Source organism: Thermococcus eurythermalis (assembly GCF_000769655.1).
Taxonomy (GTDB): Archaea; Methanobacteriota_B; Thermococci; order Thermococcales; family Thermococcaceae; genus Thermococcus; species Thermococcus eurythermalis.
On sequence record NZ_CP008887.1, the window covers coordinates 1,470,446 to 1,497,388 of the forward strand.

A 26,943-nucleotide genomic window follows, 5' to 3' on the forward strand; every position below is an offset into this window, starting at 1 on the left:
TCTAACGTGATGCTTGGAGATTAGGGATTAAACATGTCTGCCCGTCCAAAGCCACCACGAGAATTCACATTTTTTCCCGTAGTCAATTTCATAACAGGCCCTCCGGGAGTTCTCCGAAATGGGGGTATATGGAAATCGATTAAAAGAGGAATAATACACGAGCTAAAATTGTCTACAATAATGACTCAAGTTCTTCACTTTGTGGATTTTAATCTCAATGAAAAGAGCTTTAATGAATGGTTTAAGGATGGAAAGACATTAAAAGACTGGATTATACAAGAGAATCCAACTTATTCCCCTATTCTTTTCGCAGATAGTGGTGGTTTTAAACTTCTGTATAACCGGGAGTATGATTTGTCAAAGTACCAACTTAAAGCAACACCCGAAAGCGTTTTGGATTTGCAACTTAAACTTGGTGCTGACTACGTTGCATCTTTGGATTATCCAATACCCCCCGGACTAAATAAGAAAGAAACTAATGAAAGAATGGAAAAGAGCATTATGAATGCTGTACGCCTGATGGAATTAGTATATGATTCACATGATGTGGATGTTTTTCCGTATCTTGCTGTCCATGGCAGATCCTACGAAGAAATTCAGTATTATGTCAAAAGATTGTTCAATCTCCTTGAGGAAACCGGATTTAATGAGTATTCCCACTATCCTTTTGGGTTGGCCATTGGTTCAATGGTTCCAATAAAGAACCATTATGAGCTAATCGTTGAGATAATAAAAGCTCTCAAGGACACATTACTTGAGATACATTCTGACCCAGAAAAAATTCCCATACATGTTTTTGGAATTTCTGGAAGGATAACTCCTTTCATGTATTATTTGGGAGTAAACAGTTTTGACAGTAATACATATGTCAAAGCTGCCCAAAATCTTCAGTTTTTTGTTTCATACACTCAAAAAAAGAAATTTTACACGATAACCAACAGAGATTTGGATTTATGCCCATTTTGTGATTGCATCAGAGGACGAAATCTTCAGAAAGCAAAAAAGATACTAAAGAGCAAAAGTTACTCTCGATATATCCTCAATGGGAAAGAAGTAATCAAGTCGGATATCTATGGTATAATTGCACTTCATAATCTATCTGTTCAATTGAATCTTATAGGAGAACTGAAAAAGTACAATCCTAAATCTCGCGAGTTTAAAGAGTGGCTTGTTAGATATGCAAATAGTGACAACAAGCTTTTGAAAGTAGTTGCTAAGTTATCAACGATTGACGAAGACTTCATCGATATTGCCACTAAATTTAAGTTGAAACTTCCAAAACTCTCCAAGGGCCAGTTTTATGCCCAGAGAATTTCCTTAAAGCGTGATCCCACCAAGTTTGACATAACAAAAACACCGTATAGTGTCTCCCCAGAGAAGAGAGTTATTTTAATCTTATCCTGCACTCCAAAAAAACCATACTCAAAATCTACAACACACAAGCTTATTTTTAGATATCTTCAGGAGCATGGTGTTGATATTAAAAAAATTGAAAAGGTTACTCTCTCTGGAATGTATGGTCCGGTTCCCCAGGATTTTGAAAAAGAAACTTCGATATTGGAATACGACTTTGTACTATCTTCTCGTACTCCAGAAGAACAAATAACTCTTGTATCCACTAGGCTGAAAGAGTTTTTGGAGGTTCATGCAAAAGATAAATGGGTCATTGCATACATCGGGGGTGGACCATACAGGAAAATTGTCCAGAGAGTTCAAAAAGAGCTGAACGGGAAAGTTTCTATAATCCTTCTTCCAGATGAAACTCAACTAAAAAGAAGAGTTAATTCAGAAGTCAGGAAAAAGACTCATTTAAAGACTCTCGTAGCGACACTAAAGGGACTATTAAAAAATTATTAAACACAAGTACTGAACCTTTTTAAATCCCTCTTCTCCCTTTCTTCCGGGGGGTGACGGCCGTGACCGTCAAGGTCCGCTTTGACAAGGAAGTGAGAGAGTACGCGAAGGGCGAGAAGGTTAAGGACTCGGTTCTCAAGCTCACTGAGACCGCTTTAGCCCAGGCCCTTGAGAACTTCCACAGGAGAATGATCCTAATCGAGGGCGATACCCTGAGGAAGGCCGAGCTGGCCGGAATACTCGCGGGGGCCTCCGCGAGGGTTTTGAGTGGAGTTCTCGACGAGCTGATGAAGAAACGCCTCCGCGACGAGAGCGAGGACAAAATCGAGGTTCTCTACGCCACCGACGCCCTTGGCGAGGAGACATTCGGCAGGAAGCGCTACGAGGCCTTCAGAAAGCACTTCGACGTTCTGGCCGGCTCGAACGTCGAGGTAAAGGCCGTGACCTTCAAGCACACCCGTGACATCCTTGGAAGGACTTACGACCTGCTGGTTCTCGACATGAGCTACGACTACTCGCCGAACGACCTCGGAAGGATCATCGAGACCGTGCGCGGTGGTGGGCTAATATTCATACTCGCCCACCCGTTTGAGAAGTGGAAGGACATGTGGACGGGCTTCCACAAGAGCCTCGTAACGCCACCTTACACCATAGACGACGTCAAGAAGCGCTTCAACAGGCGCCTTATCAGAAAGTTTACGGAGCATGACGGTATCTACATCATCACCGAGAACGGAAAGGCCAGGAAAAAGCCGAAGAGACACAAGAGCCAGGCCAAGATAAAGGGCCGAAAGGGCGTGCCGATTCCCGAGGAGACCCTCTTCCCGAGGGAGCTCTACGAGATGGCCTTAACCGAGGGCCAGGTTGAGGTCTTGAAGGCCTTCGAGGAGCTCGTTGATGGCGGAATGCTCGTTCTGACTGCAGACAGGGGAAGGGGCAAGAGCGTTTCCGTTGGAATAGGCGCAATAGGTCTGGCCTTGGCTCTAAAGAAGAGGACGAGAATCGTTGTTACAGCTCCAGAGCTTGAGAACGTCCAGGCTCTCTTCCGCTTCGCCAAGAGGGCCCTTGAAAAGCTTGGCTTTAAGCCCCACGTCGTTGAGGAGAGGGGCCTGATAAAGGAGCTCTACGCGAGGAAAATCGGCCTCCGCTATTACCCACCGGCCGAGGGCTACAGGAAGAGCGCCGACCTCTACATTCTCGACGAGGCCGCGGGAATTCACGTGCCCATACTCCACAAGTACCTCAACAAGGAGAGAGTCGTCTACTCCTCAACAATCCACGGCTACGAGGGAGCGGGAAGGGGCTTCTCGGTCAAGTTCCTCAAGAGGGCGAGAGAGAAGAGGGAGTTTAAGGAGCTCCACATGGATGAGCCAATCCGCTACGCTGAAAACGACCCGATTGAGCGGTGGCTCTTTGACGTCCTGCTCCTTGATGCTGAACCAGTGGAGCTCACAGAGGAGGACTTCGAGCTGATCAAGAAGAAGGAAGTCTGCCTTGAGGAGCCAGACCTCGACGACTGGTTCGAAAACGACAGGGAAGACCTCAGGCACTTCGTTGGGATCTACATCCTCGCCCACTACCGCAACAGGCCAAGCGACGTTGCCCTGCTGGCCGATGCGCCCCACCACGAGGCCCGCGTGCTCAGGCTGAAAAACGGCAAGATTGTTACGGCAGTCCAGATAGCCAAAGAGGGCGGAATTCCCAAGAACGTCATCGAGAAAATGGCCAAGGGCTACAAGCCGAGGGGCAACATAATCCCCGATATGATGGTCAAGCACCACTACCTGAAGGAGTTCGCCAAGCTGAAGGGCTACCGCATAGTCAGAATTGCGACGCACCCGGACGCGATGGACATGGGGCTCGGAAGCAAGGCCCTTGAGCTCCTTGAGAAGGAAGCGAGGGAGAAGGGCCTCGACTGGATAGGCTCCGGCTTCGGTGCGAGCGAAGAGCTCGTCCGCTTCTGGGTCAGGAACGGCTTTGCGGTGGTACACCTCAGCCCTGCCCGAAACCCGGTCAGCGGCGAGTACACTGCGATAGTCCTCAAGCCAATAAGCGAGAGAGCGAGGAAGCTCATCAAGAAGGCCAACGACGAGTTCAGGATAAGGTTCACGGAGTGGCTCGGGGACACCCACAGGGAGCTCGAGCCCGAGATAGCGCGCTGGCTCTTTGAGACACCTTTCGGCGAAGCCGTTGAATACCCTGTTCACCTCACGGACATCCAGAAGAAGAGGCTGGATGCGTTCACGGGCAAGGTTCTCACCTACGACACCGTGGTTGACGCAGTCAGGCCAATCGTCAAGCTCTACTTCCTCGACGGCTGGATGAAGCCCTACCTCGATGAGAGGCAGATACAACTCCTAATCTACCGCGTCCTTCAAGCTCATAGCTGGGAGGAGACGGCGAAGCTCATAGACAGGACAGAGACCTTTACCATGATAGAGGTAAGGGACATCATAAGGGGCCTCTGGTACTACTACAAGAGGCTCCTTTGACAAATATTTTTATAGCATTATCTCGTAAAGGGTCCTTGATTTTAGCAGTTTCAATGGTGACACTTATGCCCGGGGGAAGCTGGGAAAGGATAATTTCGATGACAAAGGATGGAATCAGAAGCATAGGGATGATAAAGAAAAAGGTCAAGCGGGGGAAGAGGATAGCCCTCCTCATCGACGGCCCAAACATCCTTCGAAAGGAGTTCGGGATAAAGCTCGAAGACATCGTCGAGGCCCTCGAGAGGATAGGGGATATCCGTGTCGCTAAAGTCGTTCTCAACCAGTACGCTCCCCAGGGGCTCATCGAGGCCGTCTCGAATCAGGGCTTCGAGGCGATTGTTGTCTCGGGGGAAACAGGAGTCAAGCTCGCCGTTGAGGCCATGCGTGAGATTTACAACCCGAACATAGACGTCATAGCGCTCGCGACGCGAAACGCGGAGTTTCTACCGGTAATTCTGAAGGCCAAAGAAAAAGGAAAAGAAACAGCAGTCATCGGCGTTGAGCCGGGTTTCTCGGCCGCATTGAAGCACGCGGCGGACTACACCATTACCCTTGAGCCGAAGAAAGAGGGAGGGACAAAGAATGAAGGAAACGCTCATTAAGGTGCTCAGGCGCGAGAAGGAACAACCGGAGCAGGAAGTTGAGAAAGTTGAAATAAAAGGCAAGAGCATCGGGCTTATCGTCGACGGGCCCAACATTCTTCGAAAGGAGTTCGGGATAAAGCTCGAAGACATCGTCGAGGCGCTTGAGAGAATTGGTAAAATAAGGGTCGCGAAGGTCGTTCTCAACCAGTACGCTCCCCAGGGGCTCATCGAGGCCGTTGTCAACCAGGGGCTTGAGCCCGTGATAGTCGCGGGGGATACCGATGTTAGAATCGCCATCGAGGCCATGGAGCTGATTTACAACTCCGACGTCGATGTCATAGCCCTTGCCACGAGGGACGCAGACTTCCTCCCCATAATCCAGGAGGCCAAGAGGAAGGGGAAGGAAACGATAATCATAGGTGTTGAACCCGGCTTTTCTGTGGCCCTCCAGAACGCGGCGGACTACGTCATCAAGATGGTCGGCAGGGAAGAGCAGACCTGAGGGCCAAATTTAGGAAGCAAACTTTTTTTACCCTCCCAATTATCGAGTTATGGAGCAAAACAACTTGTTAATGGGGGTGGTCTGATGAAAAGGCTAGCGTCACTGCTGATTGTGGCAGTCTTTGCCCTCTCGCTCTTTGGGGCTGTGCCCGCTACGGCGAAGGAAACCCCAACGCTGACCGTCTACTCCTACGAGAGCATTGAGCCCTGGATGAAGGAAATCATACCCATCTTTGAGAACGAATACGGGGCCAAAGTGCGCCTCGTAACGTTCGGCGACGCCGGTGAGGTGCTCAGCAAGTTGATACTGGAGAAGGACAACCCCCAGGCGGACGTCGTCATCGGAATTGACAACAGCTACCTCCAGAAGGCCATTCAGGCGGAGGTTCTGATACCTTACAGGCCCGAGAACGCTGGCTACATCCCGGAGTGGATTATAGAGGACTTCGACCCGACGTTCCACCTCACTCCCTACGACTACGGTGCAATAGCCATCGTCTACAAGAAGGACGTCGTGAAGAACCCGCCGAAGACCTTTGAAGACCTTACGAAGCCCGAGTGGAAGGGCAAGCTCATTGTCGAGAACCCGCTCACGAGCTCAACGGGAATGGCGTTCTTCCTCTGGACTATCGGCGTTTACGGGGACATGTGGCCCTACTACTGGGAGAAGCTGAAGCAGAACGATGTAATAATCGTCAAGGGCTGGGGAGAAGGCTGGGAGATGTGGGACAAGAACCAGGCCCCGCTATTCGTCAGCTACGCCACAGACCCCGCTTACTCTGCCTGCAACTACAATGACACCAGCATAGGGGTCGTGTTCCTCAACAACACCGCCTACGTCCAGATTGAGGGCGCCGGAATCGTTAAGGGCACCAAGAACCTTGAACTCGCCAAGAAGTTCATAAACTTCCTGATAAGCAAGGAGGCCCAGGAGAAGCTCCCGCTCAACCAGTGGATGTACCCGGTGAACAAGGAAGTTGAGCTTCCGCCCTGCTTCAGCTATGCCCTCGACGTCAGCTCTGCCAAGGTTATCTCAATCACCTCGGAGGAGCTCGCCAAGAACACGGACAAGTGGCTCAGGGAGTGGAGGGCCCTCATGGTGGAGGGCAAGAAGCCGGAGGAAATCTCACCGACGCAGACCGCAACCGCATCAAACACGGGCGAGACTGAGAGCCAGGGCGGTGAGGGGTCTGGAATCTGCGGCCCGGGCGCTGTAATTGGCCTCGCGGTTCTCCCCCTCGCTCTGAGGAGGAGGCTCTGATTTTTCTATTTTTCTTTAGCTCTTGTGCAGACCCTCCGAATCTTGAAGGGGTGAAAGCCGACAATCACCGCAAGCTCCACACTATACTGCATGCAGGGAGCAAATTAGCGGGTTTTTGCATATGGACGAGAGTTGACCTCCGATTATCTCGTCGGTACCTGGAGGCTTCAATCCTGCCGCTTACTGTCTGCAGAGCTTTAGGGTGGAAAATGCAAACCAGTGGTGCAAAGGTAGCTGTTTTTGACTGTACCTCGGTATTCTCTTGTTGCGACAATCACAGCTTAGAGAGCTGGAAAAAATAAAATGTCACACCTTAAGCAGTTTGTTGTAAGCCGCATCTAAAAGCGAAATCAAAACCTCCTTCAACTCTTCGTTGGCCACGGTTACCCCGCCCCTTATTCTGTTTTTAATGATACTCAGGGCCTCTTCGAGCTCTTCCGGCACGTTGCCTTGCTTTAAAGCAATTTCCCTAATAGAAACCAGCTTGGAGTAAGCTTTTGGTAGGCTTCCCTCCATGATGCTATTCTTGGCCTTCTGGAAGAGCTCTAGGAGGTTCACAGTTAGATGCTTGTCACCTTGGCCAGCGGCGACCGAGACAACGTTATTGTTGCCAACTGTTATCGTTACCGGGGCGTTCGCGTTGGTTATTGTAATGCTTGGAGAAGCGAGTGAAAGAGTCTGGGCTACTTCAGAGAGTGCTTTCTTAATGGTGTCATAAAGGGGTTTGCTCTGGAACTCTTTTTCCAATTCTCCTATGTCTACGTTATGCTTCTTGAGATACGACTTAATGTCCATGATAGAATTTAAATTGTCCTTCAGGTACTTCAAAGAAGCCTTTGGGTTATACTGTGTGAGCACCAAAACTGAGAGCAGATTTAGGGAGTTCTTGAACATTATCTCCTCGGGAGAATTAATAGAGTACTCTCCGAGTGATATTTTTCCTTTGACATTAACCCCCCCAGTGCCTCCGTACACTGAATAGTCCATTATATGAACGTCCTGCCCGAGGGATATCCCCGAATTTCCGAATATATCAAAAACTTCCACGTTATCATCTGCTTTCACTGTTCCATGTATTGACGCTGCGTACCCTCCGATTTTTGAGCCCGTTCCAATAACCACTTTATTCACAGCAATTATGTTTCCCAACACATTAACGTTGGTTCTGACAGTTACTTCTCTGCCGACCACGTTCCCAAATACCACAGAACCATCTCCAATCGTAATCTTTCCATTACTCTGAACATTCCCTACAATTGCTACGTTTCTACCCACGACCACTCTGTCTTTCCCGAAGAGGGAAGATGTTATTACCCTATCATCATCTGTGGCATCGTCCACTTCTATGCTATTGGCCAGAACAAAGTCCAAAACTATTGCTGGCCTTTCAATTCTGACGCTTTCTTCAAGGTGACTATTTTGAGGAAAAATCGGCTCTCTCACTACCCCCCTGAGTAACATATCAACCACCCAGCACCTTCCTTATTTTTGCGACATCTTTCTCGGTCAGGAGGCCCCTCTCCACGAGCTTGTCCAAATTTTTCAGTCCTTCCCTTATTGCCTTGGTTGGATTGTCCCCCTCCGCTTCTATAAGAATATCGAGCCTGAGAGCTGTTACGATGTCCTTAAATGCTGGGTCTAGAGCTGGGTGTGGGCTCAGTAATTCGTTTCTCTTGCCTCTGTTGACAATCGATGGGGGAATTAGTTTCTCTTCTCCCTTCTCGGAAACTATAGCCCACACTGGGATATAGACTACTGTTGGTTTATTTACCTGCAGGTTTAGAGCCAGACCTCTAATGGTGTTTAGGAAAGCTGTGTGCCTGTTTCTCAGGGCATTAATCGCATCGAGAACACTGGAATACGCGTCTTGGAGTGCTTTGAGGCGGTTTTCAATAGGTGCCTTTTGATAATTCAGTTCGGACTCAATAACTGTTTCATAGAAGGCATCAATGATGCTCAAATGTTCATCTCTGATATTAATAAATCTGTCCAAATCCTCGCGAACCCTTTGTATTTGCTTCGTGTAATATTCCTGAATTTCCCGGACTTTCTGGTCGCCTTCAAGTTTTAATCTTCTAATCTCCGTCTCCATTTCGTTTTCCAGCTCCTCTTTTTCCATCTTAAGCTCTTCGAGTCTCTCAATGTTTGCCTCATACTCTGCTTTTATTTTCATACCCCGTTCGTAGAGTTTTAGAACATTGTTGTGCAACCGGTCTGCCTGTTTTCTAATCTGATTTGCCCGGCTTAAATAGCTCCGTCTCTCAGAAGCTGTTTCTGCCCATTGGGCGCGTGATTCATACTCTTCTGCTTCGGATTGATAATTCTTAATTTGGGCTGAGAGGGCCTGGATCTGATTGTTGATAGATATTAACATCTGTTTTTGTTTTTCTATTTCATGGTTTAATTTCTTAATCTGGTCTTCTTTTCGCATTATTTTCCGTTTGTAGTCCCTTTCTGTTCTCTCTATACGCCGCTGGGTCTCTTCCCTGGCGGTTCTGATCTCTCTGTTCATCTCAAGGACGTACTCTGAAATTTTGCTCCGGAGTTTTTCTTCAGTGGCATCAATGTGTCTCTGAAAGATTGCTATCAACGATGTGGTCGGGTACTTCGAATGCAACCTTATGTGATATTTATGATTCACATACGCGTACCCGTATTTTTCGAGCTCCTCTTTTGTGGGCTTTGCATTAATGTTAACACCGCCAAGAAGGTTCTTTTTCAGAAGTTTTCGTATCTCTGAGAAGTACTTCTCTATTCCCTCCAGCATAGCTTGTAGCCCGCTGACAAACAAACTGGTGCTCCTGTTCACGCTCCTTTCAATGTCATCAAGAATCCCAATCTCGGTCTCCGCCCGGGTATCGAGGTTCTCAAGTGTTTTGACAACAGAAATGCCCTCCTTAATCTGCTCCGTCTCAAAAGGCAAACTCCTCGAGGGTCTGTCGTTGACGAAGACGGGGCCAAATGCAACGAGGAGGGGCTCCATAACGTTACTACTGACTGCAACCACATTAAAATTCAGCGCAGATTTTGGAGTTAGGGAATTTTTAATCTCGTTAAGTTTGTTTTGAAAGTCTATCTCGGCGTCTAGGGACTCGTGAGTGGTGGGTAGTTGCCGGGAAATCTCGAAGGCAGTTTGAATATTAGCATCATAAAATGTCAGAGCTTGCGTTATCACTCCCGGAACGTTTTTTTCGGAGAAGTATGGTGGTACTATGGCCAAGCTGTCTCCCTTGTACGGAACCAGCAAAGTTGGAATGTGGACTTTTGAGAAGAGTTTTATTGGATGTGGCCTTATCGTCAATTGGGCCAACACTGCGGTTCCTATTCCAGCCCCCACTAGGCCCACACCCAACATGGGGTTGGCCGTTTGCAAGAGCGCGATAAGTCCCACACCTGCTGTGGTTATTCCAGCTAACGTTGCTAATTTTTTCTTTTTCAACGAGCTTTCCGCGGATATCCTGTATGCTTCAACGGTTAAAAGGGCCTTTTCTTCCTCTTCGTCTAGTGGAAAGTCATCAATAAAAACACTGGATTTAAGGGTTAGATGGTGTAATTCTTCTCCCATTTTGCCCCCTCCCGTTGCAGAATCTAATTAACAAACCTGCTTGAGGATAAATAAATTTTATCCTTTGTTTCTCCTAACGTTTTACAAATTTCTTAATTGTATGTACCGTATTGCCCAGCTGAGAAGAATACAATTATGGAACTCCAACCGGGGGCTACTTCTGAAAAGTACAACCTACTGTATCTTCCAAAAGAGGCATTTACCATTTTTAAGGCGCTGATAGGAGGCACCCTTAACCAAACGAAAATAATTTATTCCATAACCTCACTGCTCATATGTAGCGCAATTGTACCACAAAAATATTCAGCGTAATCGGGGGTATCACATGTCCACTGTGTGGGACACAAAAATTCAGTGAGGATTGTAGAGAGACTTAACATCTCTCCATATTGGAGAAAACTTTAAATAAGATAGACGACTAATCCCCGGCAGTGGTACGTATGGGATATATAATCTTTGTCACGTATGATAATGATGCGGAGAGAAAAAGGATAGACTATCTTCTTGATAAGTGGTCCTCCCAGGCCACCCTGAAAAAGCCCCGGGGAACAGTATTCTACATCGAAACGGATAATACCCGGGATTTTCTGGAGGAGCTGTTCTCAAGGCTTGAGGGCAATGCAGAGGAGAAAGTGGAAGTTTATTATGCAAAGAAAGTCGAGAGTAACGTCAAGGCAAGGAGGAGGGTTCTTGAATACACTATAAACGAGGAGAAGAAAGTTGTTGAGAAATTCATTGACTATCTGCTATCTAAGATAAACTCCAGTTATTCCCATTCGGAAGACGACACCAAAATATACAACGTGTACACTAGGAAGGGCAGGGCCACGATAAGGGCCACCATTCATGGAGACAGGAGAACCAGGACAAGTTTGGAGATTGAGGGTTACGGTGATGTGGTAGATTTTCTAGCTGAACGGATAGACGAAGAGCTTAAACTGTTTGCAGGTGGTGGAGATGGGAATATTTGAGGAAGGAAAAACTGACTGTGTTAAGGAACTGCTCCGCCCCGCAGAGAGTGTCCTGAACGAAGGCCTTGACATTGCAGTGGAAGATTTCAGGATGAGAGAAAAACTCTGGCAGTCAATAGAAGAGAACTACTACCGCTACCGCAGGGGGGATTGCGGCACCTTCCTGAAAGACCTGGACGTTCACTTTAGAAGCAAGTTCGAGGGGGCTCTAGCTATACTTGCTTGGAGCTTCTGGCAGAACGGAGAGACTTATCCACCCGCCACCAGAAGGTACAGCAACAGGGAGCTTACGGCCATTGAGCGGATTCTGCGCTACAACGTCTTTGAGCTGTACTCCAAGGAAGACATACTAAAGAATATAATGCACAGAGACACCAATGTTCTTACCCTGCTGAGGGACTACTACCGGGGAACTGACCGCTGGATAGACGAGTTCCTCAACGATTCAAACGTGAAGCTCTACCTGAGGTACTTCCTCAAGACTAAGTGGGACTCATACAAGGAAAAATTAAACTCGGCGATAGCTGAGGCAATAATCCGCTTTGACTGGATAAGGGACTACCTCTTAATGGAAGACGAGAGAACTGAGGCCGTAGCAGAGGCATACCGGCACCAAGTTGAGAACCTGAGGCGGCAGATGGTGGAGCTGAGAAGGAACTTTGAACGGGAGAAAGAAGAGCTTAGGAGAAGACTTGAAACCGCCAAGGAAGCTGAAATATCCCGGCTTCTTCGTGAGAAAGAAGAAATGAAGAAACAGTTCGAGGAAGAAAGACAGAGACTAATAGACGAAATCAGCAAGATGAAGGACGAGGAAGCAAGACAAATGCTTGAGGAAGAGCTCAGCAAGATGCAGAGAGAGATGATGGCAAACATAAAGGCAATGGAAGAGGAGATACGGAGGAAGGAGCTTGAACTTCAGCAAAAAGAAATGGAGCTTCGCAGAAAAGAGCTGAAACTGAAGGAGAAAGAAGATGAAGTTTCAAAGCGGATCAAACAGGTAATGGAACTTGCAGGCAAAGTCGAGAAGGGTTCGCGCTTCGTTAAGCTTGATGAGGCGAGAATGCTCGAGATAAACTTTGTTGGAAGGATGAAGAGCAAGTTCAAAGACGAAATTAAGCTCTTAAGCAGGAACTTCAAGGCCACCAGCGTTGAGGAAAAGGGAACATTTGATAAGAGCGGTTACGCTGGCAAGCTGAGTGAAAGAGACCTCAAGAACGTCCCGGACAACAGGATGGTGGAAGTCAGGCTCAAGGAAAAGAAGCTCTTCGGAAAGAAGGAAGAAATAACAGTGCGGGCACTCTTCTATGGAAGGCCCGAGCGCTACGCTGAAGCCGGCTTTGATACCGACCCCCTCGAACTGGCTGACATCAACGCTCTCTTGGTCGATGCCCGCGACGAAGCAAAGAACGGCAGGATAGTCCTTCTGGTTGCATCTCCGACTGGCTTCGAGAAGAGAATAGCAAACTACGTTAATTCGAACGACTTCCACAGAAACTTCATTTCTGAGAACGTCTCCTTGGCCCTCCTTGACCTTGAGAGTGGCGAGCTTATCTACAACCCACATGACGAATACGCGAAGGCCTTCGAACCCATACTCCGCCTTGAGCGGGACAACGAGCTCATCTCCAAGGTCAAGAACTTCCTTGAGGAAAGGATACTGCAGAAAGGATACGTCCGTCTGGAAGAGGCCGCTGAGGAATTCACGGAGGACATGGTGAAGCAGGCCTTCCACGAGCTCTCGAAAGAGAGAGGGTACATAACCAAGTTTGTCGATGGCGTGGGTTACGTCCTCGTTAGGGAGGGGTTCCTCTGACTTGGTCCTCTTACGTATTTGGAGGTGTATGGTATGAAAATACGTGATATATTCGGAAGGAAGAACACCATCGAGAAGCTCTCCCTTAGGGAGCTTCAGGCCGAGGAGATAAGGTTGAGGAACAGGCTGGAGAGGCTCAAGAGGGAACTCAACCAGATAGAGAAGAAAAAGAAGCAGCTCTTCCAAGAGGGAATCGGGGCTGACAAGCTCAAGAAGAAGATGCTTGCCCAGGAGATAAAGAGCCTCGATATGGAGCAGAAGCTCAAGCTCAAGGACTTTACGACCGCACAGAGGCAATACACCCTCATAAAGAACCTCATTATCGTAAAGAGGTACGAGAAGGAACTTCGGAAAGTTGGCATCTGGGAGAAGCTCAGCAATGTCGAACCCGAGCAGCTCGAACAGGCTCTGATAAAGATAAACCTCGACGGCAAGGAATTCGATGAGATGGTCGAGGGCTTGAACAGGGTCTTTGAGATGGAGATTGCCGAGTTCGAGGAGACTGAAGACCAGACCGAGAGGGAACTCATGAAGGCCTGGAGCCAAGTCGAATCGGGGGAGGCCGATGTGGAAGACGTAGCCGAGAAAGTTGTCTCCATCGACCGCAGACTTGAGGAGGACGAGGAACTATGACAATTCTCTCCCGCTTTTTTGGAAGGAAGAACCCCCTTGACATCCCCCTCTCGAAGCTCAGGGAGAGCCAGATAAAGCTGGAATATCAAATTGAGAGGATAGAAAAGGAATTAGTTTCCACAGATCAGGAAATAGCGAGACTCTTTGAGCAGGCAAGGAGAGCCAGAAGCAAGAGCGAGGAGCTCACGATAGCCACCAAGATAAAGACCCTCAACCAGCGCAAGAAGAACCTCCAAAAGACCCACGTGCAGCTCAACAAGCAGCTTATGCTCATAAGCAACCTCGTGATAATCAAGGAGAATGAGGCTTTTCTGAAAGGGACACCGACATGGAACCTTCTCAAGAATATGTCGCCGGAGGAGCTTGAAAGGCACCTCACGGAGATGCAGCTTGACGCTCAGAACTTCAACGAGAACCTCAACCAGATGCTTGGCATGACTGACCAGACAATCGGTACTGGTGTGGACTTTGAGGAAGATGAGGAGCTGGCGGAGATTATGAAGACAATACACGCGGTCAAGGAGGGCGAGCTTGAGCCGGAGGTCGCTGCTGAGAAGGTGGCAGGGGAGAAACACGAGAAGAAAAAGGAGGACTGGCTGGAGGAGCTGTGAGCCCGGGGGTTTGATCTTTTTCTTTTAAATTCTCACACGGTTAGAATACACCAAGCCGGCATGCAGTACACCCCGCTGAAGTCAATGGCAGGGCCTTCGGAGTGAAAAGATATCCTGCCCGTTGGGAAGACCCAAGCAGGAAAAGAAAATGGTAACCCTATGTGAGCCGAAAAGCCCGTCAAGGGGTGTGATTGACTTGGACAAACTCGTTGCCAAGATAAACTGGTCTTTTAACCGCTGGAAGGGTTTTGACTGGGAGGCGTTTAGGAGAAGGCATGAATCCGGGTTTGAATTTGTCAGAAGGACAGGATATGCCCATGAATGGTGGAATTTCTACGAAAAATTTTCGCGGGATAATTATTACGGTTCCATCATCACGAGGCCTCAAAAGTTCGGCAGAGGGTTTGTGTTTTTCATAAGCAGAAATCCCTTAGATGGCAAATGGTATTTTGTTGGATTTTACAGCGACGCGGTAATGCCTCCTGATTACGTTTCCACGGGGGTACCCATGAGGGACCTTCTTCCAGAGGTCGTCGTAAAAGACATTGAAACACTAGTTAAATCCTCCAACTGGAAGGATAGACACCTGGCCTATTTATCGCGGGTACTTTCTGGAGAGGAATATCGCACAGTGTTTGTTGCTCCAAAGGAGTGTTCTGCCTCCTTCTTGCCCGAAGCCTATATCGAAGTGCACCCCGAGGACATAGGCGTTGGACGGGTCGAGGGTCAGTGGAAGATAACGTACAAAATAACAAGAAGCCAAATTGAAAGGCTATTAACTGAAACGAAGAGGAGACACGAAGCAATTGGCAGCGAGGAAGCAAAAGAAATAGTGCGGAGAATAGACAGGGCATTGGCGAAGCTAAGGGTTCTTGGCCCAAAAGGTGAAGAGAAAAAGAAGAGAGAAACCCAGATAAAAACCATTTCAGACGTCTCCACTGTGCCCATGAGCTTTCCAGAAGAATTGCTCGAGAGCTATGAACCAGTCGAGTTTCTTGGCGAAGGTGGCTTCGCAAAGGTCTTCAGGGCCAGAAGAAAGGACGACGGCACCATCGTTGCCATCAAAATACCGCACATTGACAGGAAAACGAGCGCACTCTTCATCAAGGAGGTCGCCGCCTGGTACAATCTCAACCACGAGAACATAGTCAGGCTTTACAAAGCTGATATCCTGCCCAGGCCATACCTGGAGATGGAGCTCGTTGAGGGTGCTGAAGTAAATGGAAAGCTCATTAGAAATCTCGACGAGTATCCAAAGCCTGTTGATGAAAAAACCGCTTTAAGTATTGTTAGAGGTATCGCCAAGGGTTTAGCCCATGCCCACTCAAAGGGAATTTACCACCTTGACCTCAAGCCTCTGAATATTCTTCTCAAGGCCAACTTGACTCCGAAGATAACCGACTGGGGCCTGGCGAAGATAAGCGCTAGGAGCTCGCTGAGCAGGCACTACGGCTACTCGCCGCTCTATGCGGCCCCAGAACAGCTCGACGAGGAAACATTTGGGACTCCCGACCACCGGACAGACATCTACCAGCTTGGCCTAATCTTCTACGAGCTCCTGACCGGTAAGTCCCCGTATGAAGCAACGTCCCCGGCTTCCCTCTTCGGGAAAATCCTCCAAGCAAAACCAATGCCTCCCTCAAGGGTTAATCCAGCCCTTGCCAAGTACGACGGTATTTTCGAGAGGCTTCTGGCAAAGCAAAAGGAGGAGCGTTACCAGAGTGTAGATGAGTTCATAGAAGCACTGGACTCCCTTGAAGAGCTGAACAACGAACTCGATGAGTTAAAGAGAACAAAGGAAACCCTCAAGCGGAGCCGCTCTGGAAAGGAAATACAGAGGCTCCGGAGAGAGATAATCGAAAAAACCGCCGAAATAGCGGTTCTAAGGGCCAGGCTTAACGATAAGGCAGGGTTGCTGAATGCTTTGGAAGACTTGAAGTTCTACACGTGGAAGAACCTTGACGACCTGCTCAATGCCATCGCCCAGGTGGAGATGCTGCTGGAGGAAGGAATTCCTGTTGGCAATGACCTAATTGAACGGCTTACAGTCTTACTGCATAGGATTCAGAGAGAAAATGATGTATTTTAGATGGTAGGAGGTGTTTAAAATGTCCGTCGACCTTTCCGGCCCCCTGATGTCCGCCTTTAGAAAGGCCAAGAGGGAGTTTGAGGATGCCATAAAGAAGGGGGATAAGGAAACCGCCAGAAAGAAAGCCCTCGAATGCTCACGCATACTGAAACAGCTCTCAAAGTATGATGAGTTCAACCGCGAGAGCTACCTTCAAAAGTCCAAAAAGTGGAAAGCCATAGCCAAGGACATTGAGGCTGGTCGCTACGGAGTGAGACAGAAGCACCGGCCGATGAAGGAGGGCGGAAACGGAAGAAACGAAGATGGTGTCGAGGAGGAAGACAAGTTTAAACAGTACGTTGAGAACCTTATAGTGAAGTCAAAAGTCAGGTGGAGTGACATAGGCGGCCTGGAAGACGTAAAGATGCTGATGATGGAAACGATAGTAATCTCCGCTCTGCAGAGGCCAGAATCAATCCAGCCCTGGAAGGGCATCCTCCTCTTTGGTCCTCCGGGAACGGGTAAGACCCTCCTGGCGAGTGCCGCCGCCGGCAGTTTGAACGCGACTTTCTTCAGCGTCAAAGCCAGCAACGTGCTGAGCAAGTACTTCGGCGAGTCCACCAAGATAATCTCGGCCCTCTATGAGGTGGCGAGGGAGAGGGCTCCGAGCATAGTGTTCCTGGACGAGATAGACGCGCTGACGACGAAGCGCTCCGGAGACCAGAGTGAGGCGAGCAGGAGAATGCTTGCAACACTCCTCACCGAGCTTGACGGCTTTCAGGACAAGAAGAGCGACCTGCTCGTTTTAACGCTTGCCGCCACTAACACGCCATGGGATCTGGACGAGGCCGTTCTCTCGCGCTTCCCGCGCAGAATTTACATCCCACTGCCTGACAAGAGGGCCACAAAGGAGATTATCAAGATAAACACGCGCGGGCTCGACATAAGCAGACTTGACCTTGACGCCATAGCGGAGGAGAGCGTCAGGAGGCTGTACTCAGGCAGGGACATCAAAAACCTCTGCCAGGAGGCAATATGGAACATGATAAGGGAAGAGAACAGAGACCTGCACAAGCTCGCTGAGCTCCCGTTCCAAGAGCTCAGGAAGCGCTCCCTTAAAACCAGACCGCTTGAGATGAGGGACTTTGAGGCCGCTTTCAAGAGGATTAAGAGCCCGCTGACGAGGAAGGACATCGAGCGCTATGAAAAGTGGGCGGAGGAGTTCGGGGGATAAATTTTTGATGAGAATTTGAGTTTAGGGAGGAACGTGATGTGAGTGCCGCTGAATTTATCTTGGTTGGGGTGTTTTATCTGGGATACTTGTTCTCAATCATTATAACAATAAGAGACATTGCACAGCGAAAGGATATGGGATTAATAAGAAAGGTTGTATGGGGTTTCTTTTCAGTACAACCCCCTATATTTGGCGCGGTTGGATATTGGTTGTTTACCGGGGCACTTGAGCGAAAACTAAAACACAAAAAAGGCAACAAAAAGGGGTATGAAAAATCTACAACTTCTATTGGTACTAAGGCAAAAAAGCCCAAACTAGAGAAACACACAAGACCTCCATTAAACTTTCCACCCGAGCTCTTGAATAAGTACGAGCCCTTAGAATTCCTCGGTGAGGGCGGTTTCGCCAAGGTCTTCAAAGTCAAGAGAAAATCCGACGGAAAAATCATAGCCCTCAAGGTCTCCAGACTGGATGAAAAGGCGAAGAGGTTCTTTCTCAAGGAGGTCCAGGCCTGGCGCCTGCTCAATCATAAAAACATTGTCAAGCTCTACAACGCCTACGACGAGCCATTACCGCACCTCGAAATCGAGTTCGTGGACGGAATCCAGCTCGACGGTGAAACCATCAGGGACCTCGGTAAATACCCGAAGCCAGCCAACGAGGAGACCGCCCTAAAGCTTGTTAGGGGCATCGCCGAGGGTCTTAAGCACGCCCACAGCAAGCAGGTCTACCACCGCGACCTTAAGCCACAAAACGTTCTTATTACCTCAGACCTAACGCCCAAGATAACCGACTGGGGTTTAGCGAAGGTTGGAGCCGTCTCAACTACTGCCACCACAACCAAGGGATTAACTCTGCTTTACGCTACTCCTGAACAGCTTGATGATGAAACTTACGGCCACACCGACCAGAGGACGGACATCTACCAGCTCGGCCTCATCTTCTACGAACTTCTAACGGGCAAACTCCCATATCAGGGGACTTCACCGGCGGTTGTGATGGCTAAGGTGATCAACCCCGCCGTGAAGCCAAAGCCGCCGAGCCACTTCAACAAGGCTTTGGCAAAATACGACGGCATCTTTGAGAAGCTTCTCGCGAAGAGGAAGGAAGACCGCTACCAGAGTGTCGAGGAGTTCCTCAGGGATTTAGGACTGGTGAAGAAGCTCGAAGAGGAGAAAAAGGCCCTTGGGAAGGAGATAGAGAAGACAAAGACTACGATGAGTATAACCACCGACAGCAAGGAGCTCAAGAAGCTCATGAGCCAGCTCGTGGAACAGCTGAGCAGGAACGCCCTTCTCCACGCCCAGCTAAACGACAAGGCCGGACTCATCAATGCACTGGAGGATCTGAAGGCCTTCTCTAAGGAGCACAGGGAGGAGCTAGAGAGCGCAATACGGCAGTTCAAGCTCATGATGCGCGAGAGCGTGCCGATAAGCAAGTCCACGCTGGACGAGCTTAGGGTTCTCCTCCACAGGGTGGAGAAGGAGGCCGAGGGATGAAGAGGGTCTTGCTCGCCTTTTTTCTTACCCTCCTCTTGGTGATTCCCGTGAAAGCCTGGGAGTTCAGTTTCCCTCCTCAGGAGCACCACGCAGGGAAGCTCAGCGACGCTGCAGTGCTCGATGGGTTCATATACGCAATCGGCGTTGAGACTTACGTAAGCACCTTTGAAACGGTCCATTTAGGCCAATGGGTCGGCAACACCACCCTCTTCAAGATAGGTTCGGATGGGACTCCGCTGGCAAAATACACGATTCTCGGTGGGTTCTGTGACGAGGAAACCTGGCCGAGCTACGGAGTTGAGTCATTCGGCGATGAGGTAATCGTGTCCGGGATGTCATGCGTTCCGAGGTTTAAGAACATGACCTCATGGGTTATGGCCCTCGACGGGGATGGAGATTACAGATGGGGAACCTCACTTCCTGGCTACATAACCCATGTAAAAGTTTGGAACGGCTCCGTTGTGGTTGCGATTGCCTACGGGACGGAAGCAATGCGGAAACCCGTAATCCTGTGGATGGACCCTAAAAGCGGGAGAATCGAGAGGGCGTACTCACTTCCCCAGAATCACGTGATACTCACGTTCGAGATAGATGAAAACGGGGAGGTAATTGCCGCTGGTTACGACGAGCACATGCTCTCTTGGGCCGGAATAATCTACCCGAACGGCACGGTTAGGTTGTGGGAAACCGGCCTGGAGGCGTGGGACGGCCCCTCAGTGTGGGCCGTTGGAAACAGAAGTAATTTCCTAATCGCCGTTGGGTGGAGCAACGGAACGTACCTCATCAACCCGATAACCGGCGATTCGTCCTTTGTGGAGGATGTTTACCCCTATTATTTTGCCCTGATGAACGGCAGTCCCGTTATGGCCACCTACTACAGAATCAACGAATCCATTCTCGTCAGGCTGAACTGGAATGGGAGCGTTGGTGGAACGCACTTCCTGGGGAACTTCACAGTTCAGTTCGTGAGCGATGGACTGATGGGAGGGCATAAGGGATGGCATTACTACCTGGCCCCGTTCCGGCTTGGACGTGAGACCTCTTTGAGCTTGGGAACCCTGCCCGTCGAAGCTAAAATCGTGGAGAGAACGTACTCCCTTGAGCCCATCAATGTGAGTGTCGAGTCCTTTGAGCCGGTAATAATAACGGAGAACCTGAACGGACGGCTGAAAGATATGAATAATTCAACGCCCTCCAACCTGACCGCCGTTTTACCCGGTGCTAATCTCACTGAAAACTGCACAACCACCGCCCCCTCGTTGGGCCGCAACTCAAGGGCGACGCTCGTTCGTAACGTATCCCTTGAATCGTCCACCGGAACGCCAACTCAAGCCCCTGTTGGGGATGGCTCCTCACATCTGCCGTTGGTTCTCGGGTTTCTACTCGTTGTGGCCGTTGGCGTGGCCTATCTCTACCTGAGCAGAGACAAAGGTGGAGGTGGAATCGAGATGAGAACCCAAACGGGGGAGATAACCAAGGTAAAAGCCGGTAGAGCTTTCGGGATAAGCCACGTTGGGGCTAGGAACAACAACGAGGACAACTTCCTAATCATGAAGCTTCCCGATGCGTACCTCCTTGCGGTGGCCGATGGCCTTGGTGGCCACAACGCCGGTGAGGTTGCGTCTCGTATGGCCGTTGAAACCCTCAGGGAAGTCTTTAGCGGGGAATACCAGAAGGGGATGAGCGACGATGAAGTTAGGGAGCTCCTGAAGAAAACCCACAGGCTCGCCCACAACCGGATAAAGGAGAACGCCGTCGGCGAAAGGGAGGGAATGGGGACTACCCTTGTTTCCGCCCTCGTGAGGGGCGGAAAGGCGATAATAGCGAACACAGGCGACAGTAGGGCTTACCTAATAAGGGACGGAAGAATCGTCGAGAGAACCAAAGACCACTCCCTCGTCCAGGAGATGGTTGACAGGGGCGAGATAACCCCTGAGGAAGCCAAGAGGCATCCATTAAAGAACATAATCACAAAGGCGCTGGGTATTGACTTTGGAGTTGACACCTACGAGTGGGAGCTCGGGCAGGGAGACGTTCTTCTTCTCAGTAGTGATGGACTGCACGATTACGTGGACGAAGAAAGAATAGTGGAGATAGCCTCAACCGGAAAAACAGCGGAGGAAATAGCCACGAAGCTCGTTGGGGAGGCACTACCGGTTACAAAGGATAACGTGACGGTTGTCGTGTTGGTGATGGAGAAATGAGCAGAAATCACGTTTCCGCGATACTCCTCTTGGTTTTCATTATGATGGTCATCCCATACGCCAGTGCAACAACAGTTGGGATAGACCTCGCTCACGGCGAGAATCCAAACTGTCTCGTCCCAGTGGTTTATAAAAACCAGACGTACCAGCTCGACTTAATCTTCTATGAACTCCTGACAGGAAAGCTCAAGAAAGCCATCCAAGTAACGACGGACCGGTCGGAGGTTCAAAGGCTCGTCAGGAAACTCGTTGAAGGACTCGGAAGGAACGCGGTCCTTTCGGCGAAGCTCAACGACAAGGCAGGCCTGATTAGTGCGCTTGAGGAGCTCAAGGAGTTCACTCGGGAAGAAAGGGGCGAGGTTGAGCGGGCGATTGAAACCGTCGAGCTCCTCCTGATGGAGGGTCTTCCGATTTCCCCGGAACTCGTTGAGAGGGTGGAGGTTCTCGTTGACAGGATTAAACGGGAGGTGGAGGGATGAGACTGATACTGCCCGAAAGCCCACACATGGAGTTCAGCGGGGCCGGAACTGACTTCGTTTACGGGATAACCCATGTTGGGGGGCGGAAACACAACGAGGACGGCCTGCTCATCATGAAGCTCCCCGACGGCTACCTGCTCGCGGTCGCGGACGGACTGGGCGGTCACAACGCCGGGGAAGTCGCTTCTAGGCTGGCCCTGGAAACCCTTGCGGAGGTCTTTGAAGGGGAGTACGTTGAAGGCCTTGAAGAAGACCTTCTCGCGATTCTCCTGAAGAAGGCCCATGAGGTTGCCCACTCCGTTGTTAGAGAACGGGCAAGGGGACCACTTGAGGGAATGGGGACGACCCTCGTCTCGGCTGTAGTTAGGGGAAGGACCGTTATCGTTGCCAACACCGGCGACAGCAGGGCGTACCTGGTTTCCGGAGGGAAACTCGTCGCGAGGACGCTCGACCACTCTCCTCTTCAGGAGCTCGTCCTCATGGGGCAGGTCAGCGAGGAGGAGGTCATGTACCACCCGCTCAGGAACAGGGTGAGCTCAGCCATTGGAAGGCACCTAATGGTTGACCTCTACCGCTGGGAAGCCGGACCCGGCCACATCCTCCTTCTCAGCACGGACGGTCTTCACGACTATGTCTCAAAGGAAGAAATCCTGCGGACGCTCATCCCTGGGAAAACGGCACGTGACCTCGCCAAAACCCTCGTGGAAAGGGCCCTGACTGTCACTGAAGACAACGTAACGGTGGTGGTGTGGAGATGGTGAATGCAAAGGCTATGCTCGTTATCGTGTTGCTGTTATCTTCCCTCTTTCCGCTAAGTCCAACCCTTGCTCAACCTATCCAGGGGGATGAGCTTAAAATCGCGTACCTTGCCGCCCAGGGTAGCCTCTTCATGGGTGTCTTCAACCCGTCCCCGAGCGGAATGACCGACGTTTACACCCACCGCATCTGGTACTTCCTCAACGACCCGCCCTACGTGATGGGACCCGACGGAAGCTATCACAGCTACCGCTGTCAGCTTGTCAGTGTCAATTACAACGTTCAGGTTCCGGGCGATGCCGTAATCTGGAATGACACCCTCGGCGAGTGGACCTCCCCATACGCCGGCAGAACAGCCAGGAGTGCCGTCACCTGGAAGTGCGGTCTCGGAACCTGGGTTGACGGTCAGAAGATAACCCTCGCCGACTACTTATTCGCCTACGCAATGGACTGGGAATGGAGCCATGAAGGGGGAGCGTACTACGACCAGAGCTGGAGCGCCAGCGAGGCCGGCAAGCTCCAAGGAATCTACGGTCTCGAGGTGAAAGCCGTCACATCTGATTACGTTGAATTCACGGTCTACCAGGATTATGCAGTTCCATACAGCAGGTGGGCCACCGCCGTTAACTACGTCCCATACCCGGAGTTTCCCTGGCAGCTCTATTATGCAGCCTCCGAGCTCGTGGCAAAGGGATACGGCGGCAAGATGTTCTCGTGGAGCTCGAAGTCCGTCAACGGATACCAGCTCAACCTGATAGACGAGGAACAGATGGAGTACATTTCGGGCATGCTCTCAAGGCTAAAGGATGAAGCTCCTATTCCGGGCCCCCTGTCGGAGCTTTCAAGCGTTCTCGGAAAATGGGGTCTGGACTACTACCACTCCGGCCTTCAGGATGCAGAAAGCGGGTACTCGGCCCTGATAGGCTGGATTTCAAACCACAAAAATGCCCTCGTGACCAATGGACCGTACTACGTTGAGGACTACGACGCTGAGGATATGAAGCTCGTCCTCAAGCTCGCGAACAACAGAAGGGTCGGGTTCCCAGACACCGTTAACGGTAAGACCCTTCCCTGGGAGCCGTACTGGAGAGAGATTGACGTTTACGGCGTTCTCAACGACTACACGGCTATTCTCTCCGTGGCTAAAGGCGAGTACGACCTGTACTGGTTCACCAGGCCGTATAGTACTTTGTCCAGTGTGGTTCAGGAATACGGCAAGAACATCAACCTGATTAAGGCTATCTTCACCTGGTGGAGCATCAACCTCAACCTCGCAGGAGACTCCACGACAGGCCTCGTGGAAACCTCCAACGGAACCCGCTTTAACCCGTTCGCGCTCCGTGAGGTCAGGTTTGCTATGAACTGGCTCATCAACAGGCAGTACATCGTCAGCCAGATCCTCCAGGGAAGCGGTGCTCCAATCTACGGCCCAAATCCAACGGGCCAAGTTAACGCACACGAGAATTACGTAACCGTTGCGAAGGCTATGGGAATAACCTCTCAGGGTGACGAGAACTATGCCATCAAGATGATTGACGAGGCCATGACCAGGGCATCCTCAGAACTCTCAGACTTAGGACACACCCTTGAGAAAAGGGACGGTGTCTGGTACTTCGACGGTCAGCCGGTTACCGTGAAGATTATTGCTCGTGTTGAGGACGAGAGGCTTGATGAGGGCAAGTACCTTGCCCAGATACTCCAGAAGGCGGGCTTCAAGGTTGACCTCCTCCAGTGGCAGAGGAGCCAGGCCAGCAGGATGGTTTACAGTAGCGACCCCAAGGAGCTTCAGTGGCACGTTTACACTGTGGGTTGGGTCGTCAGCGGAATTCAAGACATCACGGACCTCGCCTGGGACTTCTGGTACTACGGCAGTTACGTCGCTCCAAATTGGGGTTCCAACTACCACAACCCAGTAACGGTCAGAGACGTTCTCAACGCTATCGCCAGCGGTGACGTTGCCAGGTTCATCAGCGAACTAAACCTCAAGTACTACAACACTCCGAATAAGCTCAAGCCTCTCCTCGACTGGACAGGCTACGACCTTGCTAACTTACTCGCCTACGCTAAGTGGACAAAAAACGGATGGACAGTGAGCGTATGGAGCATTGACCAGTTCTGGGACCTCTACAAGCTCGCCTACGCACTCCACCTCTACAACGCCCCCAGAATCTACACGGCCGAGGTGTGGAACTTCTACATCACCAACAAAAGGGTGAAAGTTGGAATCCCCGACCCAGTTACAGGACTTGGAAGCTTCCTTGCCGTCCGTTCGCTTGAGCCCGCTGAAACATCGGTGTCAGGAGGAACAACAGGAACAGAAACAACGACTTCGGCATCTCCACAGGTGCAGGGTGATATGGGAACAATCGAAGTAGTCTCCATACCTGCAGGCGCTGAGGTTTACGTTGACGGAGGCTACCAGGGAATAGCACCAATAAACGTCAGTGTATCCCCTGGGACGCACAGGGTTCAAGTGAAGATGCCTGGCTATGAGGAGTACTCGACGACGGTCACGGTAGATGCCGGAAAAACCGTTGTTCTAAACGTAAACCTGGAACCCAAATCCGGAACCCTCGTAGTTGACTCAACACCCTCGGGAGCCAGCGTTTACGTGGACGGCACCTACCGCGGGACTACTCCCCTGACCGTTGAGCTACAGCCGGGCCAGCACACGATAAACGTGACTCTCGAAGGCTACAAGCCATACTTGGCAACGGTCAATGTTCCTCCAGGTGAAACCGTAAAGATAACGGCGAAGCTTGAGAAGAAAATCGCGACGGGGACGGTTTGGATAAATTCTCAGCCCACAGGAGCGGACGTCTACGTTGACGGCACGTGGCGCGGGACAACACCGCTGACGCTCACCCTTCCACCGGGTACCCACACGATAGAAATCCGGAAGGAGGGCTATCCACCGACCAGAAAAACGGTTGAGGTTGCCCCAGGAGAAGAAAAGAAAATAACGCTAACCCTCGCGGTGGTGACCTCTCAGGATACCCAACCGAAAACGACCAGCGAATCCACGCCGGCCAACGCAGTTCCAAGGAAGGCCATCGCAGTGGTTCTGGCCGTGTTCATCCTTGTTGGGGCAGTGCTCCTCCTCAAGCGCTCGCGCTCTGGAGGAAAGACCCAAAATGAGCCCTCCAAGGGTTCAATTGAGGGCTTCCCGGCCGAGCTCTTGGACAGGTACGAGCCCCTTGAGTTCCTCGGGGAGGGTGGTTTTGCCAAAGTCTTCAAGGTCAAACGCAAAAAGGACGGCAAAACAGTCGCCCTAAAAATCCCGAGGATTGACGAGAAAACCAGCAAGACCTTCCTCCGTGAGGTTTCAACGTGGTTCCAGCTCAATCACCCCAACGTCGTCAAGCTCTACGACGCGGACATTTTACCCGTTCCCCACCTCGAGATGGAGTTCGTTGAGGGTGCTGAGGTTGATGGAAAGCTCGTTAGAACGCTCGAGGAACTGCCAAAACCCGTTGATGAGAAAACCGCACTGGGACTCATAAAGGGCATTGCGGAAGGCCTAAAACACGCCCACTCAAAAGGCATCGTTCACCGCGACTTAAAGCCCGGAAACATCCTCCTAAAGGCCAACTTAACGCCAAAGATAACCGATTGGGGATTAGCCAAAATCGGAACGATGAGCTCGGGAAGGAGCGTGATGGGCTATACCCCACTCTACGCCGCGCCGGAGCACCTGATGCCAAGCAGGTTTGGAAGCACAGACCACAGGACAGACGTATGGCAGTTGGGGACGATTTTCTACGAGCTACTGACCGGCAGGGTTCCGTTTGAGGGCTACACATACGAGGAGGTCTTCGGCAAGATAACCGACGAGAACTACCGCCATAAGCCGCCCTCCGATTTCAACCCGGCATTGGCAAAGTACGATGGGCTCTTCGAGAAGTTGCTGGCGAAGAGGAAGGAAGACCGCTACGGAAGCGTCGAGGAGTTTCTGGAAGACCTTGAGAAGCTCAGGGAGAGCGAGAGGAGAAGGGAAGAGCTTGAATCCCAGGTTGATGAGCTGAAGAAAACGCTCACAAGAAGCGTGGAGGCTCTAAAAAAGAGTAGGAGTGCGGATGAGACCCTAAAGAACCGCCGGTTAGTTGTCGAGACCCTCGGCAGGCTGGCGTTGGCCTACGCGGAGCTCAACAGGAAGGCAGAGCTTCTCAACACCCTCAACGACCTCAAGTTCTACACGGTGCAGAACATTAACGATTTGACGAAGGCAATAACCATAGTTGAAACTCTACTCCGGGAGAACCTTCCGGTGGAGAAAGACTTCGTGGAGAGGCTTAAGGTTCTCGTGCACAACATCAAAAGGGAAAACGAAGCGAACTGATGTATTCTTTTCAATTTTATACAGAAAACTTTATAAGAACTTTTATTTCCACTAGTTTGAAAACTAACCGGGGGGATGG

The 26,943-nt window shown here is 50.4% G+C and carries 18 protein-coding genes; 16 read left to right on the forward strand and 2 right to left on the reverse strand.

Annotated elements, in window-relative coordinates:
• The first annotated feature begins 33 nt into the window (after positions 1-33).
• From TEU_RS07960 to TEU_RS07980, 5 genes are all read left to right on the forward strand, one after another.
• Positions 34-1,857 (forward strand): tRNA-guanine transglycosylase, encoded by a 1,824-nt coding sequence (locus tag TEU_RS07960; RefSeq protein ID WP_050003272.1) that lies wholly within the window; start codon positions 34-36, stop codon positions 1,855-1,857.
• A 59-nt stretch (positions 1,858-1,916) separates the two neighbouring features.
• Positions 1,917-4,346, forward strand: coding sequence for a tRNA(Met) cytidine acetyltransferase TmcA (locus tag TEU_RS07965; protein ID WP_050003273.1), 2,430 nt, complete (start codon positions 1,917-1,919; stop codon positions 4,344-4,346).
• A 65-nt stretch (positions 4,347-4,411) separates the two neighbouring features.
• Positions 4,412-4,948, forward strand: a complete 537-nt coding sequence (locus tag TEU_RS07970; protein ID WP_050003274.1) for a TIGR00288 family NYN domain-containing protein — start codon at positions 4,412-4,414, stop codon at positions 4,946-4,948.
• A complete protein-coding gene (locus tag TEU_RS07975) occupies positions 4,929-5,432 on the forward strand; it encodes a TIGR00288 family NYN domain-containing protein (RefSeq protein WP_050003275.1) in 504 nt (167 codons plus the stop codon). The genes TEU_RS07970 and TEU_RS07975 overlap by 20 nt, the downstream gene beginning before the upstream one ends.
• Positions 5,433-5,516: 84 nt before the next feature.
• Positions 5,517-6,692: a thiamine ABC transporter substrate-binding protein gene (locus TEU_RS07980; protein ID WP_050003276.1), complete on the forward strand. Its 1,176-nt coding sequence runs from the start codon at positions 5,517-5,519 to the stop codon at positions 6,690-6,692.
• Between the two features lie 306 nt (positions 6,693-6,998).
• Here the strand turns inward: TEU_RS07980 and TEU_RS07985 are convergent, their stop codons facing one another.
• Positions 6,999-8,153 carry a bactofilin family protein gene (locus TEU_RS07985; RefSeq protein WP_050003277.1) on the reverse strand — a complete coding sequence of 385 codons (1,155 nt, stop codon included), beginning with the start codon at positions 8,151-8,153 and terminating at the stop codon, positions 6,999-7,001.
• Position 8,154: 1 nt separating this feature from the next.
• A complete protein-coding gene (locus tag TEU_RS07990; RefSeq protein ID WP_050003278.1) occupies positions 8,155-10,257 on the reverse strand; it encodes a coiled-coil domain-containing protein in 2,103 nt (700 codons plus the stop codon).
• 440 nt (positions 10,258-10,697) lie between these two features.
• On the opposite strand from TEU_RS07990, the gene TEU_RS07995 reads away from it, so the two are divergent.
• The 11 genes from TEU_RS07995 (at position 10,698) to TEU_RS11520 (ending at position 26,864) form a co-directional block, all read left to right on the forward strand.
• On the forward strand, positions 10,698-11,228 hold the full coding sequence (locus TEU_RS07995) for a hypothetical protein (protein ID WP_050003279.1): 531 nt from the start codon (positions 10,698-10,700) through the stop codon (positions 11,226-11,228).
• Positions 11,215-13,041, forward strand: coding sequence for a hypothetical protein (locus TEU_RS08000; RefSeq protein ID WP_050003280.1), 1,827 nt, complete (start codon positions 11,215-11,217; stop codon positions 13,039-13,041). The genes TEU_RS07995 and TEU_RS08000 overlap by 14 nt, the downstream gene beginning before the upstream one ends.
• Before the next feature lie 33 nt (positions 13,042-13,074).
• Positions 13,075-13,674, forward strand: coding sequence for a hypothetical protein (locus TEU_RS08005; protein WP_050003281.1), 600 nt, complete (start codon positions 13,075-13,077; stop codon positions 13,672-13,674).
• Complete coding sequence (locus tag TEU_RS08010; RefSeq protein WP_050003282.1) at positions 13,671-14,285, forward strand: SNF7 family protein; 615 nt, start codon at positions 13,671-13,673, stop codon at positions 14,283-14,285. Before TEU_RS08005 ends, TEU_RS08010 begins: the two co-directional genes overlap by 4 nt.
• A gap of 187 nt (positions 14,286-14,472) precedes the next feature.
• On the forward strand, positions 14,473-16,374 hold the full coding sequence (locus tag TEU_RS08015; RefSeq protein WP_227738687.1) for a serine/threonine-protein kinase: 1,902 nt from the start codon (positions 14,473-14,475) through the stop codon (positions 16,372-16,374).
• 19 nt (positions 16,375-16,393) lie between these two features.
• On the forward strand, positions 16,394-17,587 hold the full coding sequence (locus TEU_RS08020; RefSeq protein WP_050003284.1) for an ATP-binding protein: 1,194 nt from the start codon (positions 16,394-16,396) through the stop codon (positions 17,585-17,587).
• A gap of 359 nt (positions 17,588-17,946) precedes the next feature.
• Positions 17,947-19,086, forward strand: coding sequence for a serine/threonine-protein kinase (locus tag TEU_RS08025; protein ID WP_050003285.1), 1,140 nt, complete (start codon positions 17,947-17,949; stop codon positions 19,084-19,086).
• A gap of 47 nt (positions 19,087-19,133) precedes the next feature.
• The gene (locus tag TEU_RS11905) at positions 19,134-21,290 is read left to right on the forward strand and encodes a PP2C family protein-serine/threonine phosphatase (RefSeq protein WP_227738688.1); all 2,157 of its coding nucleotides are present in this window, start codon (positions 19,134-19,136) and stop codon (positions 21,288-21,290) included.
• Positions 21,287-21,769 carry a hypothetical protein gene (locus tag TEU_RS08035; protein WP_050003286.1) on the forward strand — a complete coding sequence of 161 codons (483 nt, stop codon included), beginning with the start codon at positions 21,287-21,289 and terminating at the stop codon, positions 21,767-21,769. Before TEU_RS11905 ends, TEU_RS08035 begins: the two co-directional genes overlap by 4 nt.
• On the forward strand, positions 21,766-22,530 hold the full coding sequence (locus tag TEU_RS08040) for a PP2C family protein-serine/threonine phosphatase (protein ID WP_227738689.1): 765 nt from the start codon (positions 21,766-21,768) through the stop codon (positions 22,528-22,530). Before TEU_RS08035 ends, TEU_RS08040 begins: the two co-directional genes overlap by 4 nt.
• Positions 22,524-26,864 (forward strand): PEGA domain-containing protein, encoded by a 4,341-nt coding sequence (locus TEU_RS11520; RefSeq protein WP_081947228.1) that lies wholly within the window; start codon positions 22,524-22,526, stop codon positions 26,862-26,864. The genes TEU_RS08040 and TEU_RS11520 overlap by 7 nt, the downstream gene beginning before the upstream one ends.
• Positions 26,865-26,943: the final 79 nt, after the last annotated feature.